Raw genomic sequence first — 17,869 nt, forward strand, 5'->3', positions numbered from 1 at the left:
TGTAACAACAACCATTAGTTAAAAGTAACATGACCATATTTAGTTTTAAATAGTCTTTTTTTGGTGAAAACGAAAAAATGAAAAAAATAAAACTATTTACATTAATAGGTATAAGTTTGATTGTACTTATTTCTGTAGGAATGTATGTTTACCAGATGCATTTCAACCACAATTTTGTAGAAATATCAAAAGATAAAGTATACAAATCGGCAGTGATACCACCTGATGAAATTCAGGATTATGTAACGAAATATAAAATCAAAACCATTATTGATTTAAGACAACCTGGTACAAACGATACGATTTTAAATCCTGAACAAATAGGAGACATACAAGCAGAGAAAAATGCAGTAGCAAAAATTGAGGGATTAAATTATTATAATATTCCTTCAGAGCAAATTCCAAATCAAGATAATTTAAATAAGTTTTTCAAGGTATTAGATGATAAAACCAATTATCCAGTTTTAATACACTGTTACCACGGAACAGGTAGAGCACCATTATATTCTGCATTATATAGAATTGAATATGAAAACTATACAAATGACGAAGCTCGTAAAAAAACTCGTTTTGCTGTAGCTTTTAGCTCTTTTGACAATAAAACACCGAAAGGAGAATATCTAAAGAGTTATATTAAAAGAAAAAGTCAAGAAAATGATGTAGCTAAAGAGTAGTATATACAATAGAACAACAGGAAAAATAAGCCCAATGAATTTTCATTGGGCTTATTTTTTTGGATAAGAATGTCAATTCGTTAATTAATGTTAAATGTAGCAATGATGTTTTATTTGTGCTACTTTTTGATTTTATAGTGCTATTCATCTGGTTTTAGTATGGTTAAATTTGAGTAAATCAAAAATATATAAGGTATGAGTACTATTGCCAAAAAACCAGAATTCAAAAAACAATACGATAATTTTATAGGAGGAAAATTTGTTCCACCTGTAAAAGGAGCCTATTTCGATAATATTTCTCCAATTAATGGTAAGGTATTTACCAAAGCAGCCCGTTCCTCGAAAGAAGACGTAGAGCTTGCTCTAGATGCAGCACACGAAGCGTTCAAAACATGGAGTGTTTCATCACCGACCTATAGAAGCAATATATTATTGAAAGTAGCACAAGCTATTGAAGACAACTTAGAATACTTAGCCACAGTAGAAACAATAGACAACGGTAAAGCAATCCGTGAAACACTAGCAGCAGATTTACCCTTGTGTGTAGATCATTTTAGATACTTTGCTGGAGTTATTCGTGGAGATGAAGGAACAATTGCAGAACATGACCAAAACACGGTTAGTATTGCGCTACACGAGCCAATAGGTGTAGTAGGGCAAATTATCCCATGGAATTTCCCTTTATTGATGGCCACATGGAAAATAGCCCCTGCATTAGCCGCAGGTTGCTGTACAGTAGTGAAACCAGCAGAACAAACCCCAATTTCAATTATGTGTTTGATGGAAATCATTGGTGATATTCTTCCTCCGGGAGTATTGAATATCGTAAATGGATTCGGTATTGAAGTTGGTAAACCGTTAGCTACATCTCCACGCATTTCAAAAGTAGCCTTTACAGGAAGTACTACTTCAGGGCGATTAATCATGCAATATGCAGCAGAGAATATTATTCCATCCACAATGGAATTAGGAGGAAAATCACCAAATATATTTTTCCCATCCGTAGCCGATGCCGACGATGATTTCTTTGATAAAGCTATTGAAGGAGCCGTATTATTTGCTTTAAATCAAGGAGAAGTATGTACATGCCCTTCCCGTTTACTAGTTCATGAAAGTATTTATGATAAATTCATGAAACGGGTGATTGAACGTACAAAAGCAATTAAAACATTAAATCCGTTAGATAAAGACTCCATGATGGGGGCGCAAACTTCAAATGAACAATACCAAAAAATCTTATCCTATATAAAAATAGGAAAAGAAGAAGGAGCAGAAGTACTTACTGGAGGAGAAGTGAATCGACTAGAAGGAGATTTAGAATCAGGATACTACATTGAACCTACAATTTTGAAAGGACATAACAAGATGCGCGTCTTCCAAGAAGAAATTTTTGGACCCGTAGTTTGTGTAACGACTTTCAAAACGGTTGAAGAAGCTATAGAAATCGCCAATGATACGTTATATGGTCTTGGAGCAGGTGTATGGACACGTGATGCCCATGAGTTATATCAAGTACCTCGTGCTATAAAAGCAGGACGTGTTTGGGTAAACCAATACCACTCTTATCCTGCACATGCTCCCTTTGGTGGTTATAAAAAATCAGGTTTTGGTAGAGAAAACCACAAAATGATGTTAGATCATTACCGTAGTACAAAGAATATGCTAATTTCTTATGATAAAAAGAAGTTAGGTTTCTTTTAGTCTGTTCTGTAAACCAAATCCCTCAACAGTGTAATGTCTCGTTGGGGGATTATTATTTCTAAAGATAATTCCCATGATAGTAAAAAGAGTAGTGGCAACAGAAGCCGCAATAACCATAATAGAGCAATTGAAAAAAGAATACGGTACTTTGATGTTCCATCAGAGTGGTGGATGCTGTGAAGGATCCTATCCGATGTGTTTTGAAGAAGGCGGTTTTTTGGTAGGCGATAATGATGTTTGTTTAGGCGAAATTGAGGGATGTAAATTCTACATGGCTTCAGATCAATTTGAATATTGGAAACATACCCAACTCACAGTAGATGTTACCCACGGACGCGGTGCTAGTTTTTCTTTAGAAAGTACCTTAGATGTTGGATTCTTTATACATTCAAGACTATACACAGAAGAAGAAGCTAAAAACTTAACTCCTACTGAATTCGGGGCTTAATTTACAATACACAATTTTTGATACTGCTTTGGAGTAATGCCTTCGTGTTTTTTAAACATGCGGATGAAATAGTTACAATCATCAAAACCAGACTCATAACTTACCTGATTAATCTGAATATTAGGTTCCGTAAGAAGTTGTTTGGCATATTTTATTTTTTCTTGCAATACAAATTCTACAGGGCTGATTCCAAGCTCTTTTTTAAAGAAACGATAAAAAGAAGCCTTACTCATACTGGTAATATCCATGAGTTTTTTCATGCTCAAATTGCTCGTAAGATTAGCTCTGATGAAGGAGATAACGGGATAAATTAAGTTATTCGAATTAGAAGCTGGATTCTTATGAATTGCATTGACACTCTGAATTTGAATAATCTGAATCAGCAACTCCTGTAAGGTTAAATCAGCAATCGCATCTTTGGTAATAGAAGTACTCATACAAACCGAAATCAACTTATTGATTGTAGTGGCAAGTTCTCTATTATTATAAAAAAAATAATTATCAGAAGTCAATTGCCAAAAGTTAGAATGCCCTTCCTTCGGATATTTTTCATTCAAAAAATTCAAAATTTCATTAATCTTAGTATGATCAATAGTGAGCGCTAAACATTGAGTAGGGTTTTGAAAAGTTGCTTCTGGAAAATCAATTCTCATTTCAGTATGAGCAGGAATAATAACAGTTTGACCAGGTAAATAATCAAATTCATCTTCATAAATATGCATTCTTTTTTTTCCACGAAGCATACTAGTAACGACCAAATCATTGAATTTTAAAGGAACCAAAGAAGCCTTTTTATAGGTTTCAAAAAGATTGAGCTCACAATGATTTAAAGAATGTATCGTACGATTCTCAACTAAAGTCTTTAACGACTTTTCAGCCGATAATTTGGGAGTGTCTAGAATAATTCCATGTGTAGCCATACCTATAACAATGATGAAAATTAGATTGAATGAACAATAAAAAATAGAGTGCCATTTTGAATTGAAATCTAAAAATACAATTTATTTTTTTTGGAAAATAGGATTTTAACAAGATGGATTTTAATAAATCAAGCTTACCATTTGCGGAGTAGTAATAAGAAACAAGATACTTTAGGTTTTTAGGCTCTTAAATGGTATAAAAAAATCCTCTTGAAAAAATCAAGAGGATTATATAAGGGAACTGATGTTCTGTGTACTATTTATTTTATTTGGTTTCCAACCATTTTCTAGCATTTACGAAACCTTCAATCCAAGGAGACACTTCATCATTACGATCGGATTTATAATGTGCCCAGTTCCATTGGAATGCAGAGCGCTCAATATGTGGCATCATTACTAAATGGCGACCATCTTTACTAGTCATCATTGCTGTATTGTAATCTGATCCATTTGGATTAGCAGGATAACCTTCGTAAGCATATTTTGCTACTATTTGATATTGATCCTCACTATATGGTAATTTGAATTTACCCTCACCATGTGATACCCAAACCCCTAGAGTACTTCCTGCTAAAGAAGACAACATTACAGAGTTGTTTTCCTGTACAGTAACTGAAGTAAAGATACTTTCATGTTTTTGAGAATCATTATGTAACATTTTAGGTTTGTTAGTATGATCAGGATTAATTAAACCTAGCTCCACAAATAACTGACATCCATTACAAATACCTACTGATAATGTATCTTCTCTTTTAAAGAAATTGTCCAAAGCAGCTTTTGCTTTCTCATTGTATAAGAATGCTCCCGCCCATCCTTTAGCAGAACCCAATACATCTGAGTTAGAGAAACCTCCAACAGCACCGATAAATTGAATATCTTCTAAAGTTTCACGACCAGAGATTAAATCTGTCATGTGAACATCTTTAACATCAAATCCTGCCAAGTACATAGCGTTTGCCATTTCTCTTTCAGAATTACTTCCTTTCTCTCTTAAGATAGCTGCTTTTGGTCTTGGTTTAGAGCCATCAATTACTGGCTTTTTACCATCAAAATGAGCTGGGAAAGTATAGTTTAAAGGCTGATTTTTGTAATTATCAAAACGCTCTTGCGCTTTTACTTTTCCACTTTGTTTTTGATCCAATAAGAATGAAGTTTTGAACCAAGTATCTCTTGTTTTTGTAACATCAAAAGAAAGGTTTTGAGTTCCATTTGCAATCGTTACTGTATTACCAGCAACTACCTTACCGATAGTGTGGAAAGTAATATTATGTTGTGATAAAATACTTTCTACAGAAGCATCCGCTTGGAATACAATACCAATGTTTTCTGAGAATAATACTTTAACCGTATCGTTTTCATTCAATGAACTTAAGTCATAAGCAGCACCTAAGTTTACATCTGCAAAACACATCTCTAATAAGGTTGTGATTAAACCACCACTACCAATATCATGACCCGCTTGAATTTTATTTTGTTGGATTAAATCCTGAATTACATTGAATGTATTTTTGAATTGCGCTGCATTTTTTATCGTTGGAACTTCATTTCCAATTTTATTCAAAACTTGCGCAAAAGAAGATCCACCTAATTTAAATCCATCTTCAGAAAGATTAATGTAGTAAATTTTACCGCCGTTCTTTTGTAAAACAGGCTCAACTACTTTTCGGATATCATTACAATTACCACCTGCAGAAATAATAACAGTTCCTGGAGCAATAACTTCTTCATTAGGGTATTTCTGTTTCATGGAAAGAGAATCTTTTCCGGTTGGAATATTGATCCCTAATTCAATTGCAAAATCAGAACAACCTTGTACAGCTTCGTATAAACGAGCATCTTCGCCCTCATTTTTACACGCCCACATCCAGTTTGCAGAAAGTGAAATTCCTTTCAAACCATCCTTTATCGGAGCCCAAATGATATTAGTTAATGCCTCACCAATAGAGTTTCTACTACCAGCAACAGGATCAACTAATGCGGAAACAGGAGAATGACCTATAGAAGTTGCAATACCTTCTTTACCTACATAATCTAAAGCCATTACACCACAATTATTCAAAGGCAATTGCAATGGACCTGCGCATTGTTGTTTGGCAACTTTCCCACCTACACAACGATCAACTTTATTCGTTAACCAGTCTTTTGAAGCAACAGCTTCCAATTGTAATACCTGATCCAAATAAGCAGGAATATTATCTTGACTGTATTCTAATGCCTTATAATTGCGATCAATAGTTTTATCGTTCATCACCACTTTTGGAGAACTTCCAAACATATCTTCCAAAGCGAAATCCATAGGTTTTGCCCCAGTAGTTTTTGATTCAAAAGTGAAACGATGATCACCCGTTACATCACCTACTTGGTACATTGGAGAACGTTCACGCTCAGCAATACGCTGTAAAGTATCAATATCTTTTTGACCGATAACCAATCCCATTCTTTCCTGCGATTCGTTACCAATAATTTCTTTTGCCGATAGAGTAGGGTCACCTACAGGAAGTTTATCAAGATCAATTTTCCCTCCAGTTTCTTCCACTAATTCAGACAAACAATTTAAATGTCCACCTGCACCATGATCATGGATTGATACAATTGGATTATGATCGCTCTCTACTAAACCACGAATAGCATTAGCAGCACGTTTTTGCATTTCTGGATTCGAACGCTGTATCGCATTCAACTCGATTCCTGAACTGAAAGCTCCTGTATCAGCAGAGGAAACTGCTGCACCACCCATTCCAATTCTATAATTTTCACCCCCTAGAATAACAATTTTGTCACCTACTTGTGGTTTTTGTTTTATCGATTGCTCTTCCTTACCATATCCAATACCACCAGCAAGCATAATTACTTTATCAAAACCAAGTTTTCTGGCGTCCTCTTCATGTTCAAATGTTAGAACAGAACCCGTAATTAAAGGTTGACCAAATTTATTACCAAAATCAGAAGCCCCATTTGAAGCTTTGATTAGGATATCCATTGGCGTTTGATAAAGCCATTTTCTTTCATGCATTCCTTTTTCCCATGGACGATTTTCTTCCAAGCGAGAATAAGAAGTCATATAAACAGCAGTACCCGCAAGTGGTAAAGAACCTTGTCCACCTGCAAGACGATCTCTAATTTCTCCACCAGATCCAGTTGCAGCACCATTAAAAGGTTCAACTGTAGTAGGGAAGTTGTGTGTTTCTGCTTTTAAAGAGATCACAGAATCAAAATCTTTAATAGTATAAAAATCAGGCTTATCAGCACTTTTAGGTGCAAATTGTTGTACACGTGGTCCTTTAACAAACGCAACGTTATCTTTATAAGCCGAAACAATAGTATTTGGATTTTCAGAAGATGTTTTTCGGATTAATTTGAATAGGGAAGAAGGTTTCTCTTCTCCGTTAATCACGAAAGTACCATTGAAAATCTTATGACGACAGTGTTCTGAATTTACTTGTGAAAATCCAAAAACCTCTGAATCCGTTAACTTACGGTTTAATTTTGTAGAAAGATTGTTTAAATAATCAACTTCTTCCTGACTTAATGCTAAACCTTCTTTTTCATTATAGGCCTTAATATCTTCGATCTCAAGAATTGCTTCGGGCTGAATATCGATTGTAAAAAGTTCCTGATCCAATGCTTTGAATTTTTGAGAAAGCATAGGGTCGAAATCAGTAAAGTCAGTTGCTACTTTTTGAAATTCCTCAATACGAACAATTCCTTCGATGCCCATATTTTGAGTAATCTCCACAGCATTCGTACTCCAAGGAGTAATCATTGCGGCACGTGGTCCAACAAAAAAATCCGCTAAGACGGATTTTTCTATTTTATGTGTGTCGCCAAAAAGCCAGTTTAATTTTGAAACGTCTTGAGCCGAAAGCTCTTTTTGCATTTGAACTGCAAAGACGGTGTTGCTTTGGTTTCCAAAGAAATGAATCATTGTAATGTGTAGTTTGTGTTGTTTTGTGTATGCAAATTTAGTTTAAAAAAATCTAATTTGATAATCTCTCAAATTGATAATTTAAAAATAAATAAAATATTCTTTTCGATTAAAAAGTAACATGTTGATACGCTCCTAAATCTGGAGGGGATGTACGGGTAACTCCTCTGATATCCAAAGGTACACCTATACCATTTGCTCCTTTTCCATTTGCCGCTGAATTATTACCAATAATTAACTTGTTTTTTGCTGCATTTAAGAAATTAGGATCCAATACATTCCCTGTTTTACTGATTAAACAGTTGTTGTAATGTGCAGGATCAGTATCGAATTTATACAATAGATTAGTAGCAAATTGACCACTAAAGTCATTAAATCGAATCAAACAATTATTGAATTGATAATTGAATAGTGCTGTTGAGTTGTCTTTTCTCAGTACCAATTCAAGATTATTGTTACCATAAATAATACAGTTGTCAAATTGAGCTTGTTCTAAGGGAAAAGAAACGATTTGATTATTTAAAGTATAGAAATTATCTATTAATACAGTAGGTGTCTGGCGGAAACTTGTAGACCAATAATTTGCGAAAGTCGATTGTTTAAAATGATATTTTCCACCCAAAGAACAAACTAAAGCACTTTGTCCTGCTTTATTAATCACTACATTTTCACCAACAACATGCCCTGTTTTTGCATAAAGACCAATATTTGAACTGTTGTAAATTTGAGTATTTCTAATCGTTAAGGTTGGATTTGAAGTACCATCATTAGCATCCATTAAGATTCCCACTGTTGCATTTTTGATAGTAGCATAATCAAAAACATTAGCGGTACTTCCTTGCGTAAGCCAAATAGTTCCCCATTGTCCCGGAGTTTCTGAAAAAGAAGGTTCTAAACGATCTCCTTCAAAAATCACTTCGTTTTTCAAAGGTTGATTTGGATCCTCTGGAGAAAGTGATCCATTTACTTTTAAAGAAGCATTGTTAGCTACGATAATACCTGAATTAGCATGAAAATGGATACGTGATCCTGCACCAATGTTTAAGGTTTTGCCAGATTTTACACCCGCATAACCATATATCACATAAGGTTTCTGACGATTCCAGTCCAATTCGTCATCATCTAAATAAAAACCTTGAATTTGTGTTGAACCATCTCCTATCGGTAAAGTTTCAATTGTACCATCAGGGTATTTTTGTGGATATAGAAAAATAGCATCTTGTACCAAGGTAACCAAGTCAACTTTCTGGTAATTGCTGCCACTATCAAATTCTATTTTATCAGTATATAAATAATTACTCTGTGGATTTGTATATTCACTATAATTAATGGTTGTTTCAATAAAAATAAACAAACTGTCTTTTGCCAGTAATTCAACATTATTAAAAACTTTACCTGGCATACCATCTACCATTAAACGGTATTTTGAGTTTTCACCTTCGCCCAAACGCAATGATGGAATATTGATGTCTTTGTTGCTGTGGTTATATACTTTTAAAGTGTAAGTACTAGATCCAATATTAGTGAAGACCGTATCAAGATATACAGTGTCTTTTGAAAATTCTAATTGCCCCGAGCTTGGTTCAAATTTAAAATCATCTCTACAAGAAGTGAAACATACTAGTATTCCGATACAAACTATAAAAAGTAAATGACGCATGTGTGATTGATATTTTTGTAAATGTAATAAAATTCTAATTTCAATATAGCCAATTATAAAAATGTAAAAATAGAATTATTGAATGATTTACAATAGAATTGATGATGAATTCAGAAAACTAATGTCTTTTTTATATTTTTAAAGGAAGTTGACAGAACGTTAAGAATAGGTTAAACTCTCTCGTTTTGGACCTTTTTTGATGTTTTATACGGGTCACTTTTCGGTACTTATCAATCCAATTTTGTAAATTTACGATCTTAAAATGTGAATTATATGTCATTCGATAAAGAAAAAGTTTTAGCCTATTGCAACCAGTATTCTAAGAATACATTAATGGAAACTTTAGAAATAGAATATATAGATGCAGGAGTTGATTTTTTAGTGGCAAAAATGCCAGTAAATTCAAGAGTGCATCAGCCATTAGGTTTATTACATGGAGGTGCTACAGTAGCATTGGCAGAAAGTGTAGGTAGTGCTGCTTCCATCATGTTTATTAATCAACAGGAAGAAGAAGTTAGAGGAATTGAAATTTCGGCTAACCATTTAAAAAGCATTAGAGAAGGTATAGTTTACGGAACTGCTCGAATTATTCATAAAGGGAAATCAATCCATTTGTGGGAAATAAGAGTTACGGATGAAAGTGATAATTTAATATCACTATGCAAACTGACTAATATGGTCTTACCACGAAAAAAATAAAAGAATATGATTGATTTATATTCCAAAGTAATCACACAATATGAGCAAAATTTGCCCTTTGTGATTTATAATAAGCCGAATAATAAAAAGATTATTGGGATTTTTCAGGAAAATGACCATCTGTATTATGCAAAAAGTTTTAATGAAGCCGGATTTATTATGGCAGCATTTGACAGCAATACAAGTCCGATACTGATACCAGCTGATAAATCTGAAGTTATTATTGAAAAGTTCAAAAAGAACAATTCAAAGCTCGATAAGAGTTCGGTTGAAAAGACACAAAATGAAGGCGCTAAAAATGCTTTTGAAGCTTTGGTCAGTAAAGCGATAAAAGATATTGAAGGTGGTTTTTTCAATAAAGTAGTATTATCACGTAAAGAATTAGTTGATATTCCAGACTTTGATCTAATTCAGCTTTTCGAAAAATTACTAAATTCCTATGCGTCCGCATTTACCTACTGTTGGTTTCATCCTAAAGTTGGATTGTGGATGGGAGCAACACCAGAACAATTACTCAAAGCAAAAGGAGATCACTTTAAAACAGTTGCTTTAGCAGGGACACAGAAGTACCGTGATACAGAGGAAGTCCTCTGGGAAAATAAAGAAAAAGAAGAACAACAATTTGTAACCGATTTTATTTTAGATAATTTAAAGGGAGTTACAACCGAAATATTAGTCTCTAGCCCTTATACCACCAGAGCGGGTAGTTTATTACACCTAAAAACAGATATACGAGGCACTTTAAACCCTAGTTTTTCATTGAAGCAAGTTTTAGATATTTTACATCCTACACCAGCAGTATGTGGATTGCCTAAAATTATTGCTAAAGATTTTATACTAGAGCATGAAGGTTATGATAGAACTTTTTATACTGGATTTTTAGGAGAGCTTAATAAATGTTTTGGGAATGGAAAAAACAATACAGATTTATACGTGAATCTACGATGCATGAGTATTAAAGATAGTCAGGCAACTTTATTTATTGGAGGCGGAATTAATAAAGGAAGTGTGCCAGAGAAAGAGTGGATTGAGACGGTTAATAAATCAATGATAATGAAAAAAATTATAAACTAAATGATGAAATTAGACATATTAGCTTTTGGAGCCCATCCGGATGATATCGAATTAGGTTGTGGTGCAACATTAGCCAAAGAAGTTTCTTTAGGGAAAAAAATAGGGATAGTAGATTTAACACGAGGTGAATTAGGAACTCGAGGATCAGCAGAAATTAGAGACCAAGAAGCTGCTGCTGCTGCAAAAATATTAGGGATTTTAATACGTGAAAATCTACGCTTTAGAGATGGTTTTTTTGTTAATGATGAAAAACACCAACTGGAAGTAATGAAGATGATTCGTAAATACCGTCCAGAAATTGTAATCTGTAATGCAATCGATGATCGACATATTGACCATGGAAAAGGAAGTAAGCTAGTCTCGGATGCTTGTTTTTTGTCCGGTTTAATTAAGATCGAAACTACCCTTGATGGAGTGGTGCAAGAAGCTTGGAGACCAAAGGTAGTTTACCATTATATTCAATGGAAAAACATAGAGCCAGACTTCGTTGTGGACGTAACAGGTTTTGTAGATAAAAAAGTAGAAGCAATTATGGCATATAGTTCACAGTTTTATAATCCAAATACGAATGAACCAGTCACTCCAATTGCTACAAAAAACTTCTTAGATAGTATAAATTACAGGTCTCAAGACCTCGGAAGACTCATTGGAACCGATTATGGAGAAGGTTTTACAACCGAAAGATATTTGGCAGTCAATAGTTTAGAAAATTTGATGTAAATTTTTTAATTTTTTATTTGGAAAAGAAAAGTTTTGCCTTATATTTGCAACCGCTAAGCAGATAAATGGTGGTTGTAGCTCAGCTGGTTAGAGCATCGGTTTGTGGTACCGAGGGTCGCCGGTTCGAACCCGGTCATCCACCCAGATTAAAAAGCCTTGAAGAAATTCAAGGCTTTTTTTGTTTATAATTTTTAGAAATGTATTTCCCATGCTAAAAAAATACAATTCCTGTGATGATATAAAATCTTGAGCCCCTAGTATTCTAGAATACTAGGGGCTCAATGATTAACGAGAATGTAGAAATTACTCGCCTGACTTGTCTACAACAGGTCTTTCTGCTCTATTGGCAAGTTCCCATGCTGTAACAAATACTAATTGGGCACGTTTCTTTAAAACATCATATTCAATTTTGTCTGGTGTATCGCCAGGTAAGTGGTAATCCTCATGTACTCCATTAAAATAGAATAAAGATGGAATTCCTTTACTCGCGAAATTGTAATGATCAGAACGGAAGTATATTCTTTCGGGATCATTTTTATCGTTGTATTTATAGTCTAGTTCTAGATTCACATATTTTTTGTTTGCGTCCTCAGAAATTGTATGTAAATCGCTACTCAAACGATCTGAACCAATTAAATAAATATAATTAGGATCATCTTTGTGCTTTGGATCACGACGACCAATCATATCGATATTTAAATCTGTAATTGTATTTGCGATTGGGAAAAGCGGATGTTCAGAATAGTAGCGTGAACCATGTAAGCCATGTTCTTCACCAGTTACATGTAAGAATAATATGGAACGTTTAGGTCCATAACCATCTTTCTTAGCTTGCATGAAAGCATTTGCGATTTCTAATAAAGCAACTGTACCCGATCCATCATCATCAGCACCATTATATACTTGTCCATTTTTCATTCCCACATGATCATAATGTGCCGAAATTACAAGTATTTCATCTGGTTTTTCAGAACCTTCAATGAAGGCCCATATATTTTCAGAATCATTTAGTTTTGGGCTAAAGGCTCTAGCCATATATTCGGCAGGTACTTTTTGATAAAAACTATCCGCTCCTTTTGGGAAAGACATGCCTATTTTTTTGTATTCATTAATCAAGTATTCTCCCGCTTTCTTTTGTCCTGGAGTTCCGGTATCCCGGCCTTCCATTTCATCCGATGCAACGATGTAAAGATGTTTACTTAATTCTGGAGCCGTAATAGTTTCCATGTATTTTTTAACATCTGCTTTGGCATAATCTTTATGATGCGGTGTTGAAGTTTTAATTCCACCACAAGAAAGAAGAGTAATACTAACAGCTAGAATGAATGCTTTTTTCATTTAAAATTTGTTTTTATAATCACCGTACTAAAATAGGTATTATTACTATATGAATAGTTTTATGCTATAAAATTATTCTTTGTGAATTAATAATGGTGTTTTACTGATATTTCAATAATATAGATAATCTTTTTTGAGGTATTCTAAGAATGATTTAATAAATAGATTTCTGTTATTAATATATATAGTCTATCGAATTTATAGAGTATTGATTTTTATTTATTATTTTTGTTTCATACAGTAAGAAAATAGACTGTAATTATAGAGAGCAGGAGGTTAGACTAGTAATACCATAAAAATAATAATATATGCCTACATCAACAATAAAAGAGCAAAAATCGATGCCTCCAAACACGGAGTTCAAAGACGTGATACTTTTACATGGTCTCTTTGGGAGCTTGAGTAATTGGAAAGCTGTACAGCAAGAATTTTCGGAAGAATACAGGTTGTTTACGCCAGAATTGCCTTTGTTTAAACCCTTTGTTGGGACAAGTCGTTTAGATCGATTAGTTACCTTTTTAGAAGCCTATATTGAGGAGCATAAAATTTTCAAACCTGTTTTGATTGGAAATTCATTGGGAGGTCATGTGGCATTACTGTATGCTTTAAAACATCCTAATAAAGTAGGGAAATTAGTATTGGCAGGAAGTTCAGGTTTATATGAAAATTCTTTTGGAGGATCATTTCCACGCATAAAAGACTATAGCTATATCCGTCAAAAAGTTGAAGATGTATTTGATCGAAAAGAAGTTGTCAGTGATGAGGTTGTGGAATCTGTTTATAGTATAGTACAAAGTAGTGTAAAAGCTATAGCGGTAATCGGATTAGCAAAAGATGCACAACGTCAGAATTTAAAAAAGCATTTGCATAAAATAACCATTCCAGTGCTATTAATTTGGGGATTACAAGACATTGTAACTCCTCCTGATGTGGCGCATGAGTTTTATTTTTTATTACCGCATGCTAAGTTACATCTGTTGAATCAATGTGGGCATGTGCCAATGATGGAACAACCAGAACTTTTTAATGAATATGTATCCGACTTTCTAAAGCAATAATTATGAATACAGCACATTACATTGCTTTTGCAATGCCTGCATTCTTCTTGTTTTTATACCTGGAGTTTTTGTGGGCAACTCGTAAAAAGAAAACCTCAGTATTTAAATATGAAAGCTCGATTTCAAATATTACGATTGGAATAGCGGAGCGATTATTGAATTTGTTTATTGCAGCCAGTTTTTATGAATTGTATTGTTGGATCTATGATAATTATGCACTGTTTACAATTCCAAATACGTGGATAATCTGGGTGTTTTCATTATTGGTTACCGATTTTGTATGGTATTGGTACCATCGTTTGGGGCATGAAGTGAATTTTTTCTGGGCAGCACATATTGTTCACCATCAAAGTGAAGAGTTTAATTTAACGGTTTCGGCACGAATTACCACCTTTCAAGCTTTAATTCGGAATGTATTTTGGTGTGTACTTCCATTTTTAGGATTTAATCCGACGATGGTAATTACCATATTAGTAGTACATGGAGCTTATTCCTTTTTTACCCATACACAACTAGTTAAACGAATAGGCTGGTTGGAATATGTATTGATTACTCCTTCTTTGCATGGCATTCATCATGCTTCGGATGAAAAATATTTAGACAAGAATTATGGAGATGTTTTTGTCTTTTGGGATAAAATGTTTGGAACATTTCAGAAAGAAGAAGAAGCTCCGCATTATGGATTGACTCATCCATTAAAAAGTCATAGCTTTTTATGGCAACATTTTCATTATTATCTTGAAATTATTGAGGCATGTAGGCAAACGAAAGGCTTTGAAAATAAATTGAAAATTATTTTTGGGAGTCCTGCTGTACTCGATCAAGAGATTAGACCCATTCTAGAGAAACGTTTTTTGCAAGACAAGTCAAAATTACCACAAGGATTACATTTTAAAAACTATCTGAATATTCAAATAGCGGTAAGCATTATTATTTTGACACTGTTTACACTTTATTTTGTACACTTTACAATGGTAGAAAAAGCTTGTATTGTTGCAGTATTAATGCTAACGCTTATTAATTGTGGCGCTTTGTTAGAACAACGAAAATGGATATATTACTTAGAATATTCTAGACTATTGTTGATTATTGCTTACGGATTATACTTTTATAATGCCTTGGAGTTTATTTTTATTCCAGTAATAGTAATTATTATTTTGGAAGATACTTTTTCTTTAAGCAAAAGATATATTCAATATATTTATACAACAATACCAGCAAATAATTCTTAATAGTTTGAACCCCAATTACTATTTATTCTTTTTATGCTAAAGAAAACCATCGCTCAAATTACCGAAGAGGCTTCCGAGCAGAACGAAAGTTCCTTAAAAAGGACATTAGGTCCTGTTAATTTAATTTTGATTGGAGTAGGATTAACACTCGGAGCAGGGTTATTCTCTATTACAGGTTTAGCCGCAGCAAATTATGCCGGACCAGCCGTAACGATTTCGTTTATTATTGCTGCTTTGGGATGTGGTTTTGCGGCATTGTGTTATGCAGAATTTGCTTCGATGATACCCGTTGCAGGAAGTGCCTATACCTATTCGTATGCTACAATGGGAGAGTTTTTTGCTTGGATCATAGGTTGGGATTTAGTGTTAGAATACTCAGTAGGCTGTGCAACAGTTGCGATTAGTTGGTCACAGTATTTAACGCGATTTCTTGCTTCATATCATATTTATTTACCACCACAATTAACTCTTTCTCCTTTTGAAAAAGCAACATTAAGTGATGGAACTATTGTTCATGGAATAGTAAATATTCCAGCTGCATTGATTGTTATATTAATGACAGCCATTATTATGCGTGGAATGAGAGGCTCCGCTATTGTAAATGGGGTAATTGTATTCTTGAAAGTAGGAGTAGTTTTAGTCTTTATCGCTTTAGGATGGCAATACATTGATCCATCAAATTATCAACCTTATATTCCTGTGAATACAGGTGAATTTGGACATTTTGGATGGAGTGGAATATTGCGCGGTGCAGGACTCGTCTTTTTTGTCTTTATCGGATTTGATGCTGTTGCGGCGTCGGCTCAGGAAACTAAAAAACCAGGAAGAGATTTACCAATAGGGATATTAGGCTCTTTAATTGTCTGTACAATATTATTTGGGCTTTTTGCACACGTAATGACAGGGTTGGCAAATTATACTGAATTTGAAGGTAGTGGAGCGCCAGTTGCAATTGCGATTGAGAAAACACCTTTTGCATGGCTGAGTCAAGCTATTATTTTAGCTATTTTGATCGGTTATACTTCGGTTATCTTGATTGATTTAATGGCACAATCGCGTATGTTTTATTCGATAAGTAAAGATGGATTATTACCTAAAATATTCTCAGATGTACATCTAAAATATAAAACGCCATGGAAATCCAATGTAATATTGGGTGCGTTTATTGCTTTGTTTGCAGCATTTGTACCGATTAATGTTGTGGGTGAAATGACTAGTATTGGAACGCTTTTGGCTTTTTTAATGGTATGTGTAGGGATATTGATTTTAAGAAAAACAGATCCAGATGCACCAAGACCTTTCAGAGTTCCATTGGTTCCATTAATTCCAATTTTAGGAATTGTAACCTGTTTAGGAATCATGGTTTTTATGCCATGGGAAACGTGGTTACGTCTTGTAGTCTGGTTAGTAATCGGTTTGATTATCTATTTGACTTACAGTAAGAAAAACAGTTTATTGCGACAGAAAGTGAGCAAAAAAGAATAAAATAAAAAGGCCCAGTTTATATCGCTGGGCTTTTTTATGTGGTATGCGATAAGTATTTTTTGCTAAATTCTGAGGGAGTTTCATTACACTTATTTTTAAAGAGTTTAGAAAAATAAGAATAGTCATCGTAACCTAGCGTCAGGGCAATATTAGTAAACGAATTTTTAGAATGAATGAGTAGCCTTTTAGCTTCTAGTAAAACACGTTCTGTAATTAATTCCGATGTGGTCTTTCCTAATAAAGTTTTGGTAATACGATTTAGGTGTTTGGGGCTCATATTCATCCAGTCGGCATATTGACTAGGTGATTTTTCGGTAATAAAATGCTCTTCTATAAGTTCTTCCAATTTTTGTAACTTATCTGAATAATTATTGAATTTTACTAATTTAGGCAATTGCTCATCCAAATATAACCGGGTTAATTCGATGTAGGTAATATCCGTTAAGCTGCATAACTTTTGATTTTTTAAAACCTGATCTGAATTAAATTCTGCTAAAATATTTTGAAATAGGATTGTTGTTTTTTCAATTTCATGATCTTTTAAGTAGAGGCAAGGCGGGTTTTGTGTAGAATAAAAAAACGGGAAATTATGGATAGATTGGTGCGAAAAATACAAATCATAAAAGGATTGCGAATGCAAAAATATATAACCATCTGTATCTGCCGAAAATTCCCAATGATGAGTTTGTCCAGGATTTAACATAAAGACACTTCCCGGTTGAATTGGATACGCATTAAAATCTATTTCATGTACGCCACTGCCTTTTGTGAAAAGAACTGTAACAAAAAAATTATGTTTATGAGGAACCGATATTGATTTGTGATAATGCTCTAAATGGTCAATAAAAGTATTCGCATAGAAATCATGATTCTGATCTTCTTGCCTAAATTGCTCAATATCTAGCACTTTTATTATGTTCATTTTTGTAAAATAG

Annotated in this window: 14 protein-coding genes and 1 tRNA gene; 10 read left to right on the forward strand and 5 right to left on the reverse strand. The window is 33.9% G+C overall.

All coding sequences use genetic code 11. The features are described from left to right. Positions 1-77 precede the first annotated feature (77 nt). From P6733_RS09630 to P6733_RS09640, 3 genes are all read left to right on the forward strand, one after another. Positions 78-674 carry a dual specificity protein phosphatase family protein gene (locus tag P6733_RS09630; protein WP_306352652.1) on the forward strand — a complete coding sequence of 199 codons (597 nt, stop codon included), beginning with the start codon at positions 78-80 and terminating at the stop codon, positions 672-674. A 195-nt stretch (positions 675-869) separates the two neighbouring features. Next, the gene (locus P6733_RS09635; RefSeq protein ID WP_306352653.1) at positions 870-2,375 is read left to right on the forward strand and encodes an aldehyde dehydrogenase family protein; all 1,506 of its coding nucleotides are present in this window, start codon (positions 870-872) and stop codon (positions 2,373-2,375) included. A 73-nt stretch (positions 2,376-2,448) separates the two neighbouring features. Continuing rightward, positions 2,449-2,823, forward strand: coding sequence for a DUF779 domain-containing protein (locus P6733_RS09640; RefSeq protein ID WP_306352654.1), 375 nt, complete (start codon positions 2,449-2,451; stop codon positions 2,821-2,823). Here the strand turns inward: P6733_RS09640 and P6733_RS09645 are convergent. The 3 genes from P6733_RS09645 to P6733_RS09655 all read right to left on the reverse strand — a co-directional run bounded on the left by P6733_RS09645 (position 2,820) and on the right by P6733_RS09655 (position 9,328). Beyond that, positions 2,820-3,743: an AraC family transcriptional regulator gene (locus P6733_RS09645; protein WP_306352655.1), complete on the reverse strand. Its 924-nt coding sequence runs from the start codon at positions 3,741-3,743 to the stop codon at positions 2,820-2,822. The genes P6733_RS09640 and P6733_RS09645 overlap by 4 nt on opposite strands. A gap of 265 nt (positions 3,744-4,008) precedes the next feature. Next, positions 4,009-7,668 carry a phosphoribosylformylglycinamidine synthase gene (gene purL / locus P6733_RS09650; protein ID WP_372339298.1) on the reverse strand — a complete coding sequence of 1,220 codons (3,660 nt, stop codon included), beginning with the start codon at positions 7,666-7,668 and terminating at the stop codon, positions 4,009-4,011. 109 nt (positions 7,669-7,777) lie between these two features. Continuing rightward, positions 7,778-9,328, reverse strand: coding sequence for a hypothetical protein (locus tag P6733_RS09655; protein WP_306352656.1), 1,551 nt, complete (start codon positions 9,326-9,328; stop codon positions 7,778-7,780). A 273-nt stretch (positions 9,329-9,601) separates the two neighbouring features. Between P6733_RS09655 and P6733_RS09660 the strand changes: the two genes are divergently transcribed. From P6733_RS09660 to P6733_RS09675, 4 genes are all read left to right on the forward strand, one after another. Beyond that, the gene (locus P6733_RS09660) at positions 9,602-10,027 is read left to right on the forward strand and encodes a PaaI family thioesterase (protein WP_306352657.1); all 426 of its coding nucleotides are present in this window, start codon (positions 9,602-9,604) and stop codon (positions 10,025-10,027) included. 6 nt (positions 10,028-10,033) lie between these two features. Then, on the forward strand, positions 10,034-11,101 hold the full coding sequence (locus P6733_RS09665) for an isochorismate synthase (protein ID WP_306352658.1): 1,068 nt from the start codon (positions 10,034-10,036) through the stop codon (positions 11,099-11,101). A gap of 3 nt (positions 11,102-11,104) precedes the next feature. After that, entirely contained in the window at positions 11,105-11,821 is a 717-nt protein-coding gene (gene bshB1, locus P6733_RS09670; RefSeq protein WP_306352814.1) for a bacillithiol biosynthesis deacetylase BshB1, read from the forward strand. Positions 11,822-11,889: 68 nt separating this feature from the next. Continuing rightward, positions 11,890-11,963: transfer RNA gene (locus tag P6733_RS09675), tRNA-His, on the forward strand. 161 nt (positions 11,964-12,124) lie between these two features. On the opposite strand, the gene P6733_RS09680 is transcribed toward P6733_RS09675, so the two are convergent. After that, positions 12,125-13,159: a M28 family metallopeptidase gene (locus tag P6733_RS09680; RefSeq protein WP_306352659.1), complete on the reverse strand. Its 1,035-nt coding sequence runs from the start codon at positions 13,157-13,159 to the stop codon at positions 12,125-12,127. Positions 13,160-13,467: 308 nt separating this feature from the next. Between P6733_RS09680 and P6733_RS09685 the strand changes: the two genes are divergently transcribed. From P6733_RS09685 to P6733_RS09695, 3 genes are read left to right on the forward strand one after another with little or no spacing between them, the layout of a single operon-like run. After that, the gene (locus P6733_RS09685) at positions 13,468-14,217 is read left to right on the forward strand and encodes an alpha/beta fold hydrolase (protein ID WP_306352660.1); all 750 of its coding nucleotides are present in this window, start codon (positions 13,468-13,470) and stop codon (positions 14,215-14,217) included. Between the two features lie 2 nt (positions 14,218-14,219). Then, positions 14,220-15,449, forward strand: coding sequence for a sterol desaturase family protein (locus tag P6733_RS09690; protein WP_306352661.1), 1,230 nt, complete (start codon positions 14,220-14,222; stop codon positions 15,447-15,449). A 33-nt stretch (positions 15,450-15,482) separates the two neighbouring features. Continuing rightward, positions 15,483-16,934 carry an amino acid permease gene (locus P6733_RS09695; RefSeq protein WP_306352662.1) on the forward strand — a complete coding sequence of 484 codons (1,452 nt, stop codon included), beginning with the start codon at positions 15,483-15,485 and terminating at the stop codon, positions 16,932-16,934. Positions 16,935-16,968: 34 nt separating this feature from the next. Here P6733_RS09695 and P6733_RS09700 read toward each other — a convergent pair whose 3' ends face one another. Beyond that, complete coding sequence (locus P6733_RS09700) at positions 16,969-17,856, reverse strand: helix-turn-helix domain-containing protein (protein WP_306352663.1); 888 nt, start codon at positions 17,854-17,856, stop codon at positions 16,969-16,971. Positions 17,857-17,869 lie beyond the last annotated feature (13 nt).

This window comes from Flavobacterium aerium (genome assembly GCF_030766725.1).
Classification (GTDB): Bacteria; Bacteroidota; Bacteroidia; order Flavobacteriales; family Flavobacteriaceae; genus Flavobacterium; species Flavobacterium aerium.